At 71.0% G+C, this 16,278-nt stretch carries 14 protein-coding genes and 1 pseudogene; all 15 read right to left on the bottom strand.

The annotated features are described in order from the left end of the window. Positions 1–35: 35 nt before the first annotated feature. Positions 36–1,451, bottom strand: coding sequence for an aspartate aminotransferase family protein (locus ABT116_RS19330; RefSeq protein WP_351634956.1), 1,416 nt, complete (start codon positions 1,449–1,451; stop codon positions 36–38). Beyond that, entirely contained in the window at positions 1,448–3,343 is a 1,896-nt protein-coding gene (dxs, locus tag ABT116_RS19325) for a 1-deoxy-D-xylulose-5-phosphate synthase (RefSeq protein ID WP_351634953.1), read from the bottom strand. Before dxs ends, ABT116_RS19330 begins: the two co-directional genes overlap by 4 nt. A 29-nt stretch (positions 3,344–3,372) precedes the next feature. Further along, a complete protein-coding gene (gene ispG, locus ABT116_RS19320; protein WP_351634950.1) occupies positions 3,373–4,530 on the bottom strand; it encodes a flavodoxin-dependent (E)-4-hydroxy-3-methylbut-2-enyl-diphosphate synthase in 1,158 nt (385 codons plus the stop codon). Between the two features lie 4 nt (positions 4,531–4,534). Continuing rightward, a complete protein-coding gene (gene hpnH, locus ABT116_RS19315) occupies positions 4,535–5,557 on the bottom strand; it encodes an adenosyl-hopene transferase HpnH (RefSeq protein WP_351634947.1) in 1,023 nt (340 codons plus the stop codon). Positions 5,558–5,562: 5 nt separating this feature from the next. Next, positions 5,563–6,204 (bottom strand): phosphorylase family protein, encoded by a 642-nt coding sequence (locus tag ABT116_RS19310; RefSeq protein ID WP_351634945.1) that lies wholly within the window; start codon positions 6,202–6,204, stop codon positions 5,563–5,565. Beyond that, positions 6,204–8,261: a squalene--hopene cyclase gene (gene shc, locus ABT116_RS19305; protein WP_351634941.1), complete on the bottom strand. Its 2,058-nt coding sequence runs from the start codon at positions 8,259–8,261 to the stop codon at positions 6,204–6,206. Before shc ends, ABT116_RS19310 begins: the two co-directional genes overlap by 1 nt. A 122-nt stretch (positions 8,262–8,383) precedes the next feature. Next, positions 8,384–9,517: a polyprenyl synthetase family protein gene (locus ABT116_RS19300; protein WP_351634997.1), complete on the bottom strand. Its 1,134-nt coding sequence runs from the start codon at positions 9,515–9,517 to the stop codon at positions 8,384–8,386. Next, on the bottom strand, positions 9,517–10,929 hold the full coding sequence (hpnE, locus tag ABT116_RS19295) for a hydroxysqualene dehydroxylase HpnE (RefSeq protein WP_351634938.1): 1,413 nt from the start codon (positions 10,927–10,929) through the stop codon (positions 9,517–9,519). Before hpnE ends, ABT116_RS19300 begins: the two co-directional genes overlap by 1 nt. Beyond that, on the bottom strand, positions 10,926–11,060 hold the full coding sequence (locus ABT116_RS19290) for a DUF6380 family protein (RefSeq protein ID WP_351634935.1): 135 nt from the start codon (positions 11,058–11,060) through the stop codon (positions 10,926–10,928). Before ABT116_RS19290 ends, hpnE begins: the two co-directional genes overlap by 4 nt. Beyond that, complete coding sequence (gene hpnD / locus ABT116_RS19285; protein ID WP_351634932.1) at positions 11,057–12,007, bottom strand: presqualene diphosphate synthase HpnD; 951 nt, start codon at positions 12,005–12,007, stop codon at positions 11,057–11,059. The genes ABT116_RS19290 and hpnD overlap by 4 nt, the downstream gene beginning before the upstream one ends. Continuing rightward, on the bottom strand, positions 12,004–12,906 hold the full coding sequence (gene hpnC, locus ABT116_RS19280; protein WP_351634929.1) for a squalene synthase HpnC: 903 nt from the start codon (positions 12,904–12,906) through the stop codon (positions 12,004–12,006). The genes hpnD and hpnC overlap by 4 nt, the downstream gene beginning before the upstream one ends. Before the next feature lie 360 nt (positions 12,907–13,266). Continuing rightward, positions 13,267–14,046, bottom strand: a complete 780-nt coding sequence (locus ABT116_RS19275) for an ABC transporter ATP-binding protein (RefSeq protein WP_184554776.1) — start codon at positions 14,044–14,046, stop codon at positions 13,267–13,269. Further along, positions 14,039–14,968 carry an ABC transporter permease gene (locus ABT116_RS19270; RefSeq protein ID WP_351634925.1) on the bottom strand — a complete coding sequence of 310 codons (930 nt, stop codon included), beginning with the start codon at positions 14,966–14,968 and terminating at the stop codon, positions 14,039–14,041. The genes ABT116_RS19275 and ABT116_RS19270 overlap by 8 nt, the downstream gene beginning before the upstream one ends. 107 nt (positions 14,969–15,075) lie before the next feature. After that, a complete protein-coding gene (locus ABT116_RS19265; protein ID WP_351634994.1) occupies positions 15,076–15,948 on the bottom strand; it encodes a glycosyltransferase family 2 protein in 873 nt (290 codons plus the stop codon). Positions 15,949–15,953: 5 nt separating this feature from the next. Next, positions 15,954–16,278, bottom strand: a pseudogene (locus ABT116_RS19260) (CDP-alcohol phosphatidyltransferase family protein); the annotation flags it as partial.

Below are 16,278 nucleotides of genomic sequence, written 5' to 3'. Positions count from 1 at the left end.
CAAATTTCTTGCCTCTGGGGCAAAAGCAAGCGGGTTCAGCGGTTGGCCACCGCCTGCTTGACGAGTGTCTTGCCGAAGTCCCACACCAGCCCGCCGTTGTGCGCGTCGTCCATCACCGCCGTGAAGGCGTCGACGAACCGGTCCACCTCGCGCTCGCCGATGATCAGCGGCGGGATCAGCTTGATCACCTCCATGTGGTCGCCGGAGACCTGCGTGAGGATCCGGTGGCGCTGCAGCAGCGGTACGACGACCATCTGCGCGAAGAGCCCCTTGCGGGCGGCCTGGAGCATCGTCCAGCGGCTGCGCAGTTTCAGCGACCTGGGCCGTCCGAACTCGATGCCGATCATCAGGCCCCGGCCGCGGACCTCGGCCAGCATCTCGTACTTGTCCGTCAGCGCCGCGAGCCGGGATCTGAGCCGGTCCCCGGTGGCCCGGACGCCCGCGACGATCTGCTCGTTCTCCATCACCGACAGCACCGCGAGGCCCGCCGCCATGGCCTGCGCGTTGGACCCGAAGCTCGCCGAGTGGACCAGCACCCGGTCCATCGACGAGTAGACCTTCTTGAAGATCCAGTCCTTGCCGATCGTGGCGCCGACGGGCACATAGCCGCCGGAGAGCGCCTTGGCCACGCACACCAGGTCGGGTTCCACACCGTCCTCGTGCTGGTAGCCGTAGAAGTCGCCGGTCCGGCCGAGGCCGGTCTGCACCTCGTCGGCGATGAGCAGCGCCTTGTGCCGGTGCAGCAGCTCCTGCGCGGCCCGCAGCCAGCCGGGCGGGCCCTCCAGCACGCCCTTGCCCTGGATCGGCTCGAAGATCAGCGCGGCGACGTCGCCCTTCCTCAGCTCCCTCTCCAGAGCGTCGAGGTCGCCGAGCGGAACGGCCGTGTCGGGCAGCAGCGGGGCGAAGCCGTCGCGGAAGACGGACTCGCCGTTCACCGAGAGGGAGCCGGTGGTCAGGCCGTGGAAGGCGTGGGCGCAGTACAGGACCCTGGGCCTGCCGGTGACGAACCGGGCGAACTTCAGCGCCCCCTCGACCGCCTCGGTGCCGCTGTTGCCGAAGAACACCCGGTCCAGGTGGGGGCTGTGCGCGAGCAGCTTCTCGGCCAGCAGGCCCGGCAGCGGCTGGCAGTCGAACCGGGTGAGATCGGCGAGCCCGGCGTCCAGGACGTCGTGCAGCGCCTTGCGTACGACGGGGTGGTGGCGGCCGAGGCCCATCACCCCGAACCCGGCGAGCATGTCCAGGTAGTCGTTGCCGTCCGCGTCGTAGAAGTAGGCGCCCTCGGCGCGCTCGTAGACCTTGTCGAAGCCGATGGTGTGCAGCATGCGCGGGAGCTGGTGGTTGAGGTGGCGGGTGTGCAGCTCGTAGCGCTCGGCTCCGCGCTCGGCCAGCAGCTTGCCGAGGTCGAACTCCCCGGCCTGCGACGACTCCGACGCGGATTCGGCGGTGGTCATTCCTGTGGCTCCTTGGACAGCTCTTCCTTGACGGCCAGGCTCGCGCCGATCCGTCCGGCGACCTCGACGGATGTCAGGCCGATGTCGGCGAGCACCTCGCCGCGCTTGGCGTGCGCGAGGAACTGCTCGGGGATGCCGAACCGCCGTACCGGTACGTCGACCTCGGCGTCGCCCAGGGCCAGCGCCACGGCCGAACCGACCCCGGCCGCACGGCTGTTGTCCTCGACGACGGCGACCAGGCGGTGCTCGGCGGCGAGGCCCGGGAGCGCCGGGTCGACGGGCTTGACCCAGCGGGGGTCGACGACGGTGCAGCCGATGCCGCGCGCTTCGAGCAGTTCGGCGGCCTGGAGGCAGACCGGTGCCATCACGCCGACGGCCACCAGGAGAACCCGCGGCTCGGAGGATCGGTGCAGTACGTCCAGTCCGCCCACCCGGTCGACCGCCGGGGTCGACGGGCCGACGGACTCCTTCGGGAAGCGCACGACGGTCGGCGCGTCGTCGACGGCGACGGCCTCGCGCAACTGGGCGCGCAGCTGGTCGGCGTCGCGCGGCGCGGCGATCCTGAGTCCGGGCACGACCTGGAGGACGGACATGTCCCACATGCCGTTGTGGGAGGCCCCGTCGACGCCGGTGATCCCGGCCCGGTCGAGCACGAAGGTGACCCCGCAGCGGTGCAGGGCCACGTCCATCAGAAGCTGGTCGAAGGCGCGGTTGAGGAAGGTGGCGTAGACGGCGACGACCGGGTGCAGACCGCCCGTCGCCAGGCCCGCCGCGGACACGGCCGCGTGCTGCTCGGCGATGCCGACGTCCCACACCCGGTCCGGGAACCGCTCGGCGAAGGCACCAAGACCGACCGGGTGCAGCATGGCGGCGGTGATCGCCACCACGTCCTGGCGCTCCTCGCCGATGCGGACGATCTCCTCGCCGAACACGGAGGTCCAGGAGGGGCCGCCCGCCGGGGAGAGCGGTGCGCAGGTCAGCGGGTCCATCACGCCCACGGTGTGGAAGTGGTCCTCCTCGTGGGCGAGGGCGGGCTCGTAGCCGCGGCCCTTCTCCGTGAGGCAGTGGACGAGCACCGGGCCGTGGAAGCGCTTCGCGCGCCGCAGCGCGGACTCCACGGCCCCGGTGTCGTGCCCGTCGATCGGCCCCAGGTACTTGAGGCCCAGGTCCTCGAAGAGACCCTGCGGGGCGAAGGCGTCCTTGAAGCCCTTCTTCGCGCCGTGCAGGGCCTCGTAGAGGGTGTTGCCGACCAGGGGCGTGCCCTGGAGGACGTCCTTGCCCCAGGCCAGGACCCGCTCGTAGCCGTCGGTCGTGCGCAGCGTGGCGAGGTGGTTGGCGAGGCCGCCGATGGTGGGGGCGTAGGAGCGTTCGTTGTCGTTGACGACGATGATCAGCGGGCGGTCCTTGGCGGCCGCGATGTTGTTCAGAGCCTCCCAGGCCATGCCGCCGGTGAGGGCCCCGTCGCCGATGACCGCGACGACATGGCCCTTCTCGCCCTGCACCTGGCGGGCCTTGGCGAGCCCGTCGGCCCAGCCGAGCGCCGTGGAGGCGTGGCTGTTCTCGATGACGTCGTGCTCGGACTCCTCGCGCGAGGGGTAGCCGGACAGGCCGCCCTTGCCGCGCAGCTTGGAGAAGTCCTGGCGTCCGGTCAGCAGCTTGTGGACGTAGCTCTGATGGCCGGTGTCCCACAGGATGCGGTCGGCCGGCGACTCGAAGACCCGGTGCAGGGCGATGGTCAGTTCCACCACGCCCAGGTTGGGTCCCAGATGCCCACCGGTCCTGGCGACCGCGTGCACCAGGAACTCGCGGATCTCTTCGGACAGTTCCCCCAGTTCCGCCTCGGACAGCGCCTTCAGGTCGCGTGGTCCCCGGATGTTCTCCAGAATCGTCACGCTCGGGCCCCCTTCGGATTCCGTGCTGCTCAGCTCACGGTGACGGCGGGCTCCCCCGACCCCACGCCGTCCTGCTCCATCTGCTCGGCGATCTTCATCGCCTCTTCGATCAGCGTCTCGACGATCTTCGACTCGGGGACGGTCTTGATGACCTCGCCCTTGACGAAGATCTGCCCCTTGCCGTTGCCGGAGGCCACTCCGAGATCGGCCTCCCGCGCCTCGCCGGGCCCGTTGACCACACACCCCATGACGGCGACCCGCAGCGGCACCTCCATGCCGTCGAGCCCGGCCGTGACCTCCTCGGCGAGCTTGTAGACGTCGACCTGGGCGCGCCCGCAGGACGGGCACGACACGATCTCCAGCCGGCGCTCCTTGAGCCCGAGGGACTGCAGGATCTGGATGCCGACCTTGACCTCCTCGGCAGGCGGCGCGGACAGCGACACCCGGATCGTGTCGCCGATGCCCCGGGAGAGGAGCGCGCCGAACGCCACCGCCGACTTGATCGTGCCCTGGAACGCCGGGCCCGCCTCCGTCACGCCCAGGTGCAGCGGGTAGTCGCACTGTTCGGCCAGCTGCCGGTACGCCTCGATCATCACGACCGGGTCGTTGTGCTTGACGGAGATCTTGATGTCGCGGAAGCCGTGCTCCTCGAACAGGGACGCCTCCCACAGCGCGCTCTCCACGAGCGCCTCCGGAGTCGCCCTGCCGTACTTCTGGAGCAGCCGCCGGTCCAGTGACCCGGCGTTGACGCCGATCCGGATCGGCGTGCCGTGGTCCTTCGCCGCCTGGGCGATCTCCTTGATCCGGTCGTCGAACTGCTTGATGTTGCCGGGGTTGACGCGGACCGCCGCACAGCCCGCCTCGATGGCCGCGAAGACGTACTTCGGCTGGAAGTGGATGTCCGCGATCACCGGGATCTGCGACTTGCGGGCGATGGTCGCGAGGGCGTCGGCGTCGTCCTGCGTGGGGCAGGCGACCCTGACGATCTGGCAGCCGGACGCGGTCAGCTCCGCGATCTGCTGAAGCGTGGCGCCTACGTCCGACGTACGGGTCGTCGTCATCGACTGCACCGACACCGGGGCCCCGCCCCCGACCGCCACCGGACCGACCTGGATGCGGCGCGACGCGCGCCGCTCGGCGACCGGCCGGACCGGCACCTCGGGGACACCCAGCTGGACAGCGGTCATGACATCACTCCCGGTTCCCGGAGACCGTCTCGCGCATGGCGCGCAGGGACTCCTTCAGCGATCCCATGGTGGCGAGGACGGCGGTGGGCTCATAGCCGCAGTGCGCCATGCAGTTGGCGCAGCGCGGGTCCTTGCCGCGGCCGTACTTGTCCCAGTCGGTGTCCTCGACGAGCTCCCGGTACGTCGGCACGTACCCGTCGCTCATCAGGTAGCAGGGGCGCTGCCAGCCGAAGAGCGAGTAGTTCGGGATCGCCCACGCGGTGCACGGGAAGTCGACCTTGCCCTCCAGGAAGTCCAGGAAGAGCGGGGAGTGGTTGAGCCGCCAGCGCCGCCGGTTGCCGCCCGAGAAGGCTTTCTTGAACAGCTCGCGGGTCTGCTCCACGCCGAGGAAGTGCTCCTGGTCGGGGGCCTTCTCGTAGGCGTAGGCGGGCGAGATCATCATCTCGTCGACCTGGAGGTCGTCGTTGAGGAAGTTCAGCACCTCGATGATGGTCTGCGGGGTGTCCGTGTTGAAGAAGGTCGAGTTGGTGGTGACCCGGAACCCGCGCCGCTTGGCCTCCTTGATCGCCTCCACGGCCTCGTCGAACACGCCTTCCTTGGCCACCGACTCGTCGTGCCGTTCGCGCAGCCCGTCGATGTGCACCGCGAAGGCGAAGTAGGGCGACGGTGTGAACGTGTCCATCTTCTTGCGCAGCAGCATGGCGTTGGTGCAGAGGAAGACGTACTTCCGCTTGGCCACCAGCTGACGCACGATCTCGTCGATCTGCGGGTGCATCAGCGGTTCGCCGCCGGCGATGGACACCATCGGGGCACCGGACTCCACGACCGCCCCCACGGCCTGGGCGACGGGCATCCGCTGCTTGAGCACCCCGGCCGGGTGCTGGATCTTGCCGCACCCCTCGCACTTGAGATTGCAGGCGAACAGCGGCTCCAGCTCCACGATCAGCGGAAACTTGTCCCGCCGGCGGATCTTCTGTTCAGCCAAATATGTAGCGACCTTGATGGACTGTCGGAGCGGCATGGCCATCTGGCTCACCTCCTGGGGAGCAGCAAGGAACGGTGCCATTCGAAGAAAGCGGGAAGGACGGAACGAAGGACACGGAAAGCAGATATTCCACCGCGCACCGTGCCGATCCGGACGAGTTCATGTTCAGGAGCGTCCACGACCACCCGGACGGCCGCAACCGGGCGCTCGCCCGCGCGCACGGCGCTCAGGAGCGTGACGGCGGACTCCATGTCGACCGCGATCGCGCCGGTGGCGCGCAGAGCGGACCGTTCGGGGCCTCGCACGACGTGGTCGGAGCCGGTCAGCGGCCCGGTGTGCACGGTCCGGCCGGGCAGCGTACGCGTCAGCTCCTTGACCAGCAGCTCGGTCCCGACACAGGCGGTCGTGCCGCGCGGGTCGCGAGTCTCCTCGGCGACGACCAGATCGCCGGGGTGCATACCGGGCGCGAGGCCCGCACAGAACCCGGTGGCGAGCACGGCGGCGTCGCGCAGGGCCGGGTCGGCCAGCATGCGGGTGACGGCCCGCTCGGCCGCCGTCGGCCCCATGCCCGTCCTCAGCACCGTGACCGGCCCGCCGGCCCCGCCCCGGCCGCCCGCGCGCAGGGCGAACTGCTCGATGCCGAGCGCGCAGGCGATCAGCAGCGGGACCGGGGCGGGCTGTGCGCTCATCAGCTCCCCTCGGCCCCGGCGAGCGGTGTGCCGGCCCCGCTGCTTCGGTGCTCCTCGGCCCGACCGCTCCCCGGGAGTCCGTCGGCGAAGGGCTCTCCGTGCAGATAGCGCCCGAGCGCGGTGAGCGGGAAGACCTGCCGGTAGAGGTGGTAGTTGATCGAGAAGTCCCAGGGGAAGCCCGTCCCCGTGAAGTACGGCTCGTCCCAGGAGCCGTCCTCCCGCTGGGTGGCGGCGAGCCACTCGACCCCGCGTTCGACGGCCTTGGAGTCGCGCTCCCCCGCCGCGAGCAGGGCCATCAGCGCCCACGCCGTCTGCGAGGCGGTCGAGGCGCCCCTGCCGCTCCACTGCCTGACGTCCTTGTAGGAGCGCAGGTCCTCGCCCCAGCCGCCGTCGTCGTTCTGGACGGACTCCAGCCAGGCCACGGCCCGTCGGATCGCCGGGTGCGCGGCGGGAAGACCGGCCGCGGTCAGGGCGGGGACGACGGACCCGGTGCCGTAGATGTAGTTGACGCCCCAGCGCCCGAACCACGAACCGTCCGGTTCCTGCTCGGCGAGCAGCCACTCGATGCCGCGCCGGGTGCGCGGATCGTGGGCGAGGCCCTCCACCGCGAGCATTTCCACGACGTGCGCGGTGACGTCGGCGGAGGGCGGGTCGATGACCTCGCCGAAGTCGCAGAACGGCAGCCGGTTCGGGAAGGCGCTGGTGTTGTCGACGTCGAACGCGGCCCAGGCGCCGTTCTTCGACTGCATGCCCAGCGTCCAGCGCATGCCCCGGACGACGGCCCGGTCCAGCCGCTCCGGGTCGTGGTGGGTGATCCGGCGCAGCGCGAGGATCACCTCCGCGGTGTCGTCGATGTCGGGGTAGTTGTCGTTGTGGAACTCGAACGCCCAGCCGCCGGGCCGCAGTCCGGGCCGCTTCACGGACCAGTCACCGGGCCGGACGATCTCCTCGCCCAGCATCCAGTCGGCCGCCTTCACCAACTGCGGGTGGTCGGTGGGCAGTCCGGCGTCGACGAGGGCGATGGCGGCCAGGCAGGTGTCCCAGACGGGTGACTGGCAGGCCTCGATCATCCGGGCCCCGTCCTCGCGCCACACGGCGAACCGGTCCAGGGACGCCAGCCCCTCGCGCATCACGGGGTGCTGAAGGTCGTAGCCGAGCAGGTGCAGGGCGATGATCGAGTACACGGCCGGGGGCTGGATGCCGCCCCAGCAGCCGTCGTTCTCCTGCCGCTCGATGATCCAGCGGGCGGCGCTGTTCATGGCGGCTCTGCGCAGCCTGCGCGGGGCGACCTTCCGCAGGGCGTGCAGGCCCTTGTCCATCCGCTGGAACGCCCCGTCCCAACTGAAGGGTGACGCCAGGGGCTTGGGCGGATTGGGGCGCTCCGGGTCCGTGTGCAGCTCGTCGAGCGGGAAGGGCGCCGGGCGTACCGGCCGCTTCGCGGAGACGATCGTCAGCGGGACGATGGTCTGCCGCGCCCAGCAGCCGAAGTCGTAGATGTTGAGCGGCACCCACTTGGGGAAGAAGACCAGCTCCGGCGGGAGTTCAGGCAGATCCTCCCACTTCCACCAGCCGAACAGGGCCAGCCAGATCCGGGTGAAGACCCGGGCGGCGGCGATGCCGCCCTGCGCGCGGATCCAGGCGGAGGCCTTCGCCATGTGCGGGGCGTCGGGCGCGTCACCGGCCAGGCGGAGGGCGACGTACGCCTCGATGGTGGCGGACAGTTCGCCCGGTCCGCCGTAGAAGGTGGCCCAGGTGCCGTCCTCGCCCTGCTCGCCGCGAATGAAAAGGGCGGCGGCCTGCGTGGTCCTCTCGTCGCGGATGCCGAGGAACTGACGGAGCAGCAGGTCCTCGGCGTCCATGGTGACGTTGGTCTCGAGGTCGCCCTTCCACCAGCCCTCCGCGTCCTGGCGGGAGAGCAGGAAGTCGGTGGCACGCCGGGCGGCGCGTGCGGCGGCTTCCGGTACCCCGGCCGCCCCGGGGGTGTTCGTGTCGGTGTCGCTGGCCGCGGCGGCGCGGGGTGGCAGGGCCCCGGTGCTTCCGTCGGTCGTCGCTGTCATGGCTTCCCCTTCGTGCAGTCCTGCATGGCGCGCATCTGCTGTGGGTCCGCCGTCGGCCGGTGCTCCGTGATCACTCACGGCACCGGCCGGCGACTACGCGAGGGCTATTCGGCCGATAGTGATCATCTCTTTCGTACGACGACGAAGTCGGCGAGGGCCGTGAACTGTGCCCGCACCCGGTCGGGCATGTCCACGGCGTCGAGGGCTTCGATGGCGATGGTGTGCTGACGGCGTGCCTCGTCGGCGGTCCACTCGCGACCGCCGGCCTCCTCGATGAGGGCGGCCCGGGCCGCGAACTCCTCCTCGGAGAAGTTCTCGAAGTCGTGGGCCTTGGCGTCGGCGGCGAGGATCTCGCCGAGTCGCTCGGAGGCGGAGCCGCCCGCCGCGAGCGCGGCCACGACCGGCAGGGACTTCTTGCGCTGGCGCAGGTCGCTCCAGGTCTGCTTGCCGGTGGAGACCGGGTCGCCCCAGATGCCGAGGAGGTCGTCGACGGCCTGGAAGGCGAGGCCGAGGTGGTAGCCGTACTTCTCCAGGGTGTCGGCGGTGTGGTCGTCGGCGCCGCCGAGGACCGCGCCGATGGAGCTGGCGCAGGCGAGCAGGGCGCCGGTCTTGTTGCCCTCCATCTCCAGGCACTCCTCGACGCTGACGCGGTCGCGGTGCTCGTAGGAGATGTCCTGGGCCTGGCCGTCGATCAGGGCGCGGCTGGCCGTGGTCAGGCGGCGGGTGGCGCGGCCCGCCTCGACGGTGCCGAGTTCGAGGAGGACCTCGTTGGCGAGGGCGAACAGGGCGTCGCCGACCAGGATGGCCTGGGCGGGGCCGTGCACCTTCCAGACCGTGTCGCGGTGACGGCGCTGCTCGTCGCCGTCCATGAGGTCGTCGTGGAGGAGGGAGAAGTTGTGGACGAGTTCCACGGCGACGGCGCCGGGGATACCGGTCTCGGGGGCGGCGGACATGACCTCGGCGGACAGCACCGCGAGGGCGGGGCGCACGGCCTTGCCGCCGTCCCCCTCCGCGGGCCTGCCCTGGGCGTCGATCCAGCCGAAGTGGTAGGCGGCAACAGTGTCCATGGGAGGTGCCAGGCGGTCGACGGCCGCCCGCAGTACCGGTGTGGCCAGGGTCCGGCCGCGCTCAAGCAGCGCGGTCACGTCCACCGCCTCGGCAGTCTTCGAGGCCGGGGGCACAGTGGGCACAGTCTCTCCTCTTGTTGCGGTACCGGGGGTGCGGGGGCCGCCTGCCGCTTCGGCCTGAGCCGGCATCATGCCGCCTCCTCGAACGCGAAGAGGTGCTGCGGGCGGGGCCGGCCCAGGGCGCCCAGCACGGCGTCCGCCGCGCTCACACCACTGCGGACCGCACTCTCCATGGTCGCGGGCCACCCGGTGGCGGTCCACGCTCCGGCCAGGTAGAGGCCGGATGCCTTGGTGCGGGCGCCGGGCCTGAGGCGCCCGACGCCGGGGGTGGGAGCGAACGTCGCGGTGCGCTCCCGGGTGACGAAGAAGTCCTTCACGTCGGCGCCGCGGGTCAGCGGCAGCAGCCGCTCCAACTCGGGCAGGTACCGCTCGCGCAGCACGGCCACGGGCTCGTCGATCTCGTCCTGGGCGGCCGACTGGGACAGGGCGAGGTACTGGCCCTGGCGCAGCCCGGACGCCTCGGTCCGGTCGAAGACCCACTGCACGGGGCTGCCGAGGGCGGTGAAGAAGGGCCGGCCGAGGACCTTGCGGTCGTAGACCACATGGACGTTGAGGATGGGCGCGGTGCCGATCTCCAGGAGCCGTTCGGGCGCGTCGAGGGCGCCCGCGGGCAGCAGGTCGTGCGCCTCGCGCTGCGGTACGGCGAGGACGACGGCGTCGGCCTCAAGCGTCTCGCCGGGGACCTCGACGCTCCACTGCCCGTCCCTGTCGGAGGAGACGGAGGTGACGCGGGTACGGACCTCGGTGCGCACGCCCGCGGAGTCGAGCGCCTTGCGGGCCAGCCGGTCGTGCAGGTCGCCCAGCGGGACCCGCGCCCAGCCGATGTCGGCCGCGCCCGGGTCGGACAGCAGACCGGTCTTGAACACCATCGCGGCCAGCGCCAGCGAGGCGTCGGAGGCGACCGCGTTGAGGGTGGCGACCCCGACGAGGTCCCACAGGGCCTCCACGGCGCGCGCCGACTGACCGTGCGCCGTGAGCCAGCTGCCGAAGTCCTGCGTGTCCAGCGCCGGGTCGGTGAGGTCGAGTCCCTTGAGCGCGAGCGCGGCCCGGCCCACCTTGGCGCGGTCGGCGAGCGACAGGTGCGGATAGGCGGCGAGGCTGCGTCCCAGGTGCAGCGGCACGGGCAGGGCGTCCCGCCGGAGCCGTCCGAGCCGCCGCCCCTCGGGCCGGGCGAGGTCCAGGACGGGAACGTCGAGCCGGTCCTGCAGCGGGGCCAGCGCCGCGCCCTCGATGCGGTCGAGGAACCAGCGGTAGGCGGTGCAGCAACGCAGGTAGACGTGCTGGCCGTTGTCGGCGGTGAGGTCGCCGCGCCGGAAGGAGAAGGCGAGCCCGCCGAGCCGCGGCCTGCCCTCCAGCAGCGTGACGCGCACCCCGGCGTCGGCGAGCGCGAGCGCCGTGGTGACACCGGCGAGCCCGCCGCCCACCACGACGGCGTGCCGCCCCTGTGCGACCGGTCCCCCGGACCGTGTGTCATGGGTCATCGCGCACCCTCCCCCGCGGCCCGGGCGTGCTGCTCGAACGGTGCACGACCGGCCGTCTCCGTCAGGGACGCGGCCCCGGCCCGGAGGGTTGCCCGCCGCATTTCGCCGACGGCGGCGTCCGTGTACGTCACGCACGCCTCCTGACGGTCCGCCGGGTCACGTGCCGGGCGTCGAGACCGGACAGGCCGCGCACGGCGACGTACGCCTTCTCCCGGCCGGGCAGGGAGACCCGGCCGCGCAGGACGGCCTCCGGGTCGCGCTCGATGCGGTCGAGGAGACGGCGGTAGATGCCGGCCATCGCGGCGACACAGGCGCCGCTGCGCCGGTCGAGCATGGGGAGCAACCGGTAGCCCTCGGCGAACAGAGCGCGGGCCCGCCGCACTTCGAAGTGCACGAGGCCCGCGAAGTCGGAGCCCTCCGGTGGCCGCGGCCCGCTGAAGCCGGCCGAACAGCCGAACTTGGCGAGATCGTCGGCGGGCAGGTAGGTCCGCCCGCCCACGGCGTCCTCGCGAACGTCTCTGAGGATGTTGGTCAGCTGGAGCGCGAGACCGAGCGTGTCGGCGTACTCCGGCGCGCGGTCCACCCCGCGCGCCCCCGGCTCCGTGCCGAACACGCCGAGCGAGAGCCGCCCGATCGCGCCCGCGACGCAGCGGCAGTAGACCTTCAGGTCGTCCCAGGTCTCGTACGTCTCGCCGCGCACGTCCATCAGGACGCCGTCGATGAGCTCGTCCAGGCCACCGAGCGGGATCGGGAAGGCCCCGGCGGCGTGCGAGAGGGCGACCGCGACCGGGTCGATGTCGTCCTCGTCGACCCGGTCCTCGCGGATCCGGGTGAGCAGCGCCCGGGTCTCCTCCAGCCTGGCCACCTTGACGTCGTCGTCGAGCGCGCCGTCGCCGATGTCGTCGACCCGCCGCGAGAACGCGTACAGCGCCGACATCGCCCGGCGCTGGGGCGTCGGCAGCAGCCGGATGCCGTAGGCGAAGTTACGGGCCTGCCGCCCGGTGACGGCCTCGCAGTAGCTGTAGGCGGCGAGTACCGGCGGGGACGCGTGTGGTTCCGACTCCACGGTCCGGATCACCCCTCTCCTCGCAGAGTCACGCCCACCTCACGCAGCAACCGGACCTTGCCGGGCTTGGGCGGGCCGGGAAGTACGTCGTAATCGGCGGCGGCGATCGCGTGGACGGCCGCCCTCCCCCCCGCCACGAACCCTGCGAGCAGCAGCTTCAGCCTGCCGTGGACGCTACCCACCAGGGGGGCGCCTTCATTCAGGAGATCCCGGGCCCTTTGCGCTTCGTACGCAATCAGCGCACGGACCGACGCACCGGCGGATTTCGTGGCGAGATCCGTTTCCTGGACGTGGAAGCGTTTCATGTCGGCCGCGGGCAGGTAGACCCGGTCGCGGGCGAGGTCCTCGGCGACGTCCTGGAGGTGCTCGACGATCTGGAGGGCCGTGCAGATCATGTCGGAGCGGCGGATCCGCTCGGGAGTCGAGGTGCCGGTGACGGCGAGGACGAGACGGCCGACGGGGTTGGCGGACAGCTCGCAGTAGGCGAGCAGGTCGTCGTAGGTCTCGTAGCGGCTGACCAGCTGGTCCTGGCGGTTGGCGGCGATCAGGCCGAGGAACGGCCCGGGGGTCAGGGAGCAGCGGCGCACGGTCGGCTGGAGGCGGCGCAGCAGTGGGTGACGCGGCGTCGAGTCGAAGACCCTGCGCAGGTCCGCCTCGAAGGCTTCGAGCAGCACCAGCCGGTCCTCGGCCTCCTGCGGAGAGACCTCGAGCAGCCGGGCGTCGGCGCCGCCGGGGGCGAGGTCGCCGTCGCCGATGTCGTCGACCAGGCGGGCGAAGCCGTAGACGGCCATGAGGTCGGTGCGCCAGGCCCGGGGCAGGAAGAAGGGGGCCACCGGGAAGTTCTCGCCGGCGGCCTTGTCGAGCGTGCCGCGCTCCGGATCGAGGGAGCGCGCCGTGCCGGTTCCCGTCACCGCCGGCTGCCCGGCGCGGGGACGGCACGTGCTGCGTGGAGCTGGGGAGTTTCCGTAGCCATCGCCGTCACATCTCCCGTTCTACACTGCCGACCCAATACGCACTATTTCGGACACGCCGCCCCGCCGTCCGCACGGTGGTCCGGGGGGCGGTGTCGCGCATTATCGCCCTGATTGCCGTGTTTCGGGACCGGTACAGCTTACGTTGTACAACGCGACACGGTCCGTCAGGGTGTCCCGCACATCACGAGAACACACCGATTGGTCCCAAGATTCCTGAGATGGGCCGGAGTTGACGTTTCCTTTGCAGACGCGGGGCCCCGCCGGAGCAGTTCCGTCGGGGCCCTGTCCGAATGCGGGCTACTTGCCCGTGAACTTCTCGTACTCCTTGAGCACCTCGTCGGTGGGGCCGTCCATGCGCAGCTCGCCGCGTTCCAGCCACAGGACGCGGTTGCAGGTGTCGCGGATGGACTTGTTGTTGTGGCTGACCAGGAACACCGTGCCGGCTTCCTTGCGCAGCTCCCGGATGCGGTCCTCGGAGCGCTTCTGGAACTTGCGGTCGCCGGTCGCCAGGGCCTCGTCGATCATGAGGACGTCGTGGTCCTTGGCCGCCGCGATGGAGAAGCGGAGCCGGGCCGCCATGCCGGAGGAGTAGGTCCGCATGGGCAGGGTGATGAAGTCGCCCTTCTCGTTGATGCCGGAGAAGTCGACGATGTCCTGGTAGCGCTCCTTGATCTCCTCACGGGACATGCCCATGGCGAGGCCGCCCAATATGACGTTGCGTTCGCCGGTGAGGTCGTTCATCAGGGCCGCGTTGACGCCCAGCAGCGAGGGCTGGCCGTCGGTGTAGACCTTGCCCTGCTCGGCGGGGAGCAGACCGGCGATGGCGCGCAGCAGGGTCGACTTGCCGGAGCCGTTGGAGCCGATCAGACCGATGGCCTCGCCGCGGTACGCCACGAAGGAGACGCCGCGCACGGCGTGCACCTTGCGCACGCCGCGCTCCTCGCCCCGCTTGATGATGCGGCTGAGGGCGGCCGTGGCGCTGCCCTTGCCGGTCTTGGCGCCGTTGACGCGGTAGACGATGTGCAGATCGTCCGCGACGACGGTGGGGACGCGTGCGTCCTGCTGCTGCTCAGCCACGGCCGTACCTCTCCTCCGCCTTCCAGAAGTACACGAAGCCACCGACGGCGAACAGCACGGCCCAGACGCCCGCGGCCGCCCACACGTGGTCGGGGAGGAACTTCGAGCTGTAGTCGTCGATGAGGGCGAAGCGCATCAGGTCCATGTAGATCGCGGCCGGGTTCCACTGCAGGACGTTCGCGATCCAGGCCGGCTTGTCCGCCAGGAAGATCGGGATGGAGAACATCACGCCGGAGGCGTACATCCACGTCCGCATCACGAACGGCATCAGCTGGGCGAGGTCCGGGGTCTTGGCGCCCGCCCGGGCCATGATCAGCGCGAGGCCGGTGTTGAAGCAGAACTGCAGCACCAGCACCGGCACGATCAGCAGCCAGGACAGGTCCGGGTAGTGACCGAAGCCGATCGTGATGGCGAACAGCACGATCATCGAGAACAGCAGCTGCTGGAGCTGCTGCAGCGCGAAGGAGACCGGCAGCGAGGCCCGCGGGAAGTGCAGGGCGCGGACCAGGCCGAGGTTGCCGGAGATCGCGCGCACCCCCGCCATCACCGAGCTCTGCGTGAAGGTGAACACGAACACGCCCGTGACCAGGAACGGGATGTACACCTCACGGGACATGCCCCGGTCGGCCTCCAGCAGCAGGCCGAAGATGAAGAAGTACACGGCCGCGTTCAGCAACGGCGTGGCCACCTGCCACAGCTGGCCCAGCTTGGCCTGGCTGTACTGGGCGGTCAGCTTCGCGCGGGAGAAGGCGAGGATGAAGTGCCGCCGGTCCCACAGCTGACGGACGTACTCGATGAGGGACGGCCGGGCGCCGCTGACGGTCAGCCCGTGCTTGGCGGCGAGTTCCTTCGCCGTGAGGCCCTCGTCGGGCGCCGCGGGCGCGCTCACCGCGACCGTGGCGTCGTGCGTTGTCTCACTCACTAGTGGAAACTTTCGTCTTCGAGATGCTCGGCCTGTGCCGGGGTCTGGCATGAGCCGGGGCCAGGGTACGGCCCGGGGGCTCCCGGGTATCGCCGGATACGAGCTTGTCAGATGACGGGGGGCCGGCCCAGCCGGGTCAGCCGCCACACCGTACGCCACTTCATGGGCCGGCGGGGACCGCACGAGGTGGTCCAGCCTTCGCGGAATCCGCCGAACCAGGCCCGCAGGGCGCTGCGGGAGGGACGGCGCAGCAGAGTGAGCAGCAGCCACACGCCGAGGTAGACCGGGACGAGCGGCGCGGGGAGGTTGCGGCGGGCCAGCCAGACGCGGTTGCGGGCGACCATGCGGTGGTAGACCGCGTGCCGCGAGGGGGCGGTCGTCGGGTGGTACAGCACCATGTCGGACCGGTAGTCGATCATCCAGCCCGCGTCCAGGGCCCGCCATGCCAGGTCGGTTTCCTCGTGGGCGTAGAAGAACTCGTCCGGGAGTCCGCCGACGTCGGCGAAGACGCGGGTGCGCACGGCGTTGGCGCCGCCGAGGAACGTGGTCACGCGCGAGGAGCGCATCGGGTCGGAGGCGCGCAGCCGGGGGACGTGGCGGCGCTGGGTGACGCCGGTCTCGGGGTCGGCTATGCGGAAGCTCACGATGCCGAGCTTCAGGTCGGCTTCGAACGCCTTGCGGCACAGCTCGGCCGTGTCGTGGCCGGCGAGCAGTCCGTCGTCGTCGAGGAAGAGCAGGATGTCGACGTCCCGGCCGGAGGGGCCGAAGGCCTCGATGCCGACGTTGCGGCCGCCGGGGATGCCGAGGTTCTCGGGCAGCTCGATGGTGCGGACGCCCTCGGGGACGTCCGGGACGGGCGAGCCGTTGCCGACGACGACCACCTCGACCGGGTCACCGTCCTGCTTGGCGACGGAGTCGAGCAGGGCGCGCAGCTCCTCGGGCCGGTTGCCCATGGTGATGATGACGGCGCCGACCTTCATGCCGCTCACTTCAGCCTGCTGGAGGCGAGGATGGACACCAGGTGCAGCAGGGTCTGCAGCAGCGCGATGCCGGCGAGCACCGCGACGCCGAGCCGGGTGAAGAACAGGTCGCCGCGGACCTGGTCGACGATCGCCAGCACGAGGATCAGCAGGGACGCCTCGATGCCGAGGATCAGCCGGTGGAAGTTCAGGGCGGCGGCGGCCTTGCGGGCCAGCGCCATGCCGGAGGAGCGCATCTCGGCGGCGGCCTCCTTGACCGGCGGCTTCCCGGCCTGGTGCCGGGCGACACCGACGAGGTCGGTCTCGGCCTTGATGAGGATGGAGATCGGA

The organism is Streptomyces sp. NPDC002130, assembly GCF_040296465.1.
In the GTDB taxonomy this organism is placed as follows: Bacteria; Actinomycetota; Actinomycetes; order Streptomycetales; family Streptomycetaceae; genus Streptomyces.
Note: the sequence above shows the minus strand (reverse complement) of the source record. Positions and strands in the feature narration are given on the sequence as shown.

What these genes read in the sequence shown, in the direction of transcription:
- ABT116_RS19330 (WP_351634956.1), bottom strand. Translation starts at nt 1,451, where the DNA reads ATGACCACCGCCGAATCCGCGTCGGAGTCGTCGCAGGCCGGGGAGTTC.
- ispG (WP_351634950.1), bottom strand. Translation starts at nt 4,530, where the DNA reads ATGACCGCTGTCCAGCTGGGTGTCCCCGAGGTGCCGGTCCGGCCGGTC.
- hpnH (WP_351634947.1), bottom strand. Translation starts at nt 5,557, where the DNA reads ATGGCCATGCCGCTCCGACAGTCCATCAAGGTCGCTACATATTTGGCT.
- ABT116_RS19310 (WP_351634945.1), bottom strand. Translation starts at nt 6,204, where the DNA reads ATGAGCGCACAGCCCGCCCCGGTCCCGCTGCTGATCGCCTGCGCGCTC.
- shc (WP_351634941.1), bottom strand. Translation starts at nt 8,261, where the DNA reads ATGACAGCGACGACCGACGGAAGCACCGGGGCCCTGCCACCCCGCGCC.
- ABT116_RS19300 (WP_351634997.1), bottom strand. Translation starts at nt 9,517, where the DNA reads ATGCCGGCTCAGGCCGAAGCGGCAGGCGGCCCCCGCACCCCCGGTACC.
- hpnE (WP_351634938.1), bottom strand. Translation starts at nt 10,929, where the DNA reads ATGACCCATGACACACGGTCCGGGGGACCGGTCGCACAGGGGCGGCAC.
- ABT116_RS19265 (WP_351634994.1), bottom strand. Translation starts at nt 15,948, where the DNA reads ATGAAGGTCGGCGCCGTCATCATCACCATGGGCAACCGGCCCGAGGAG.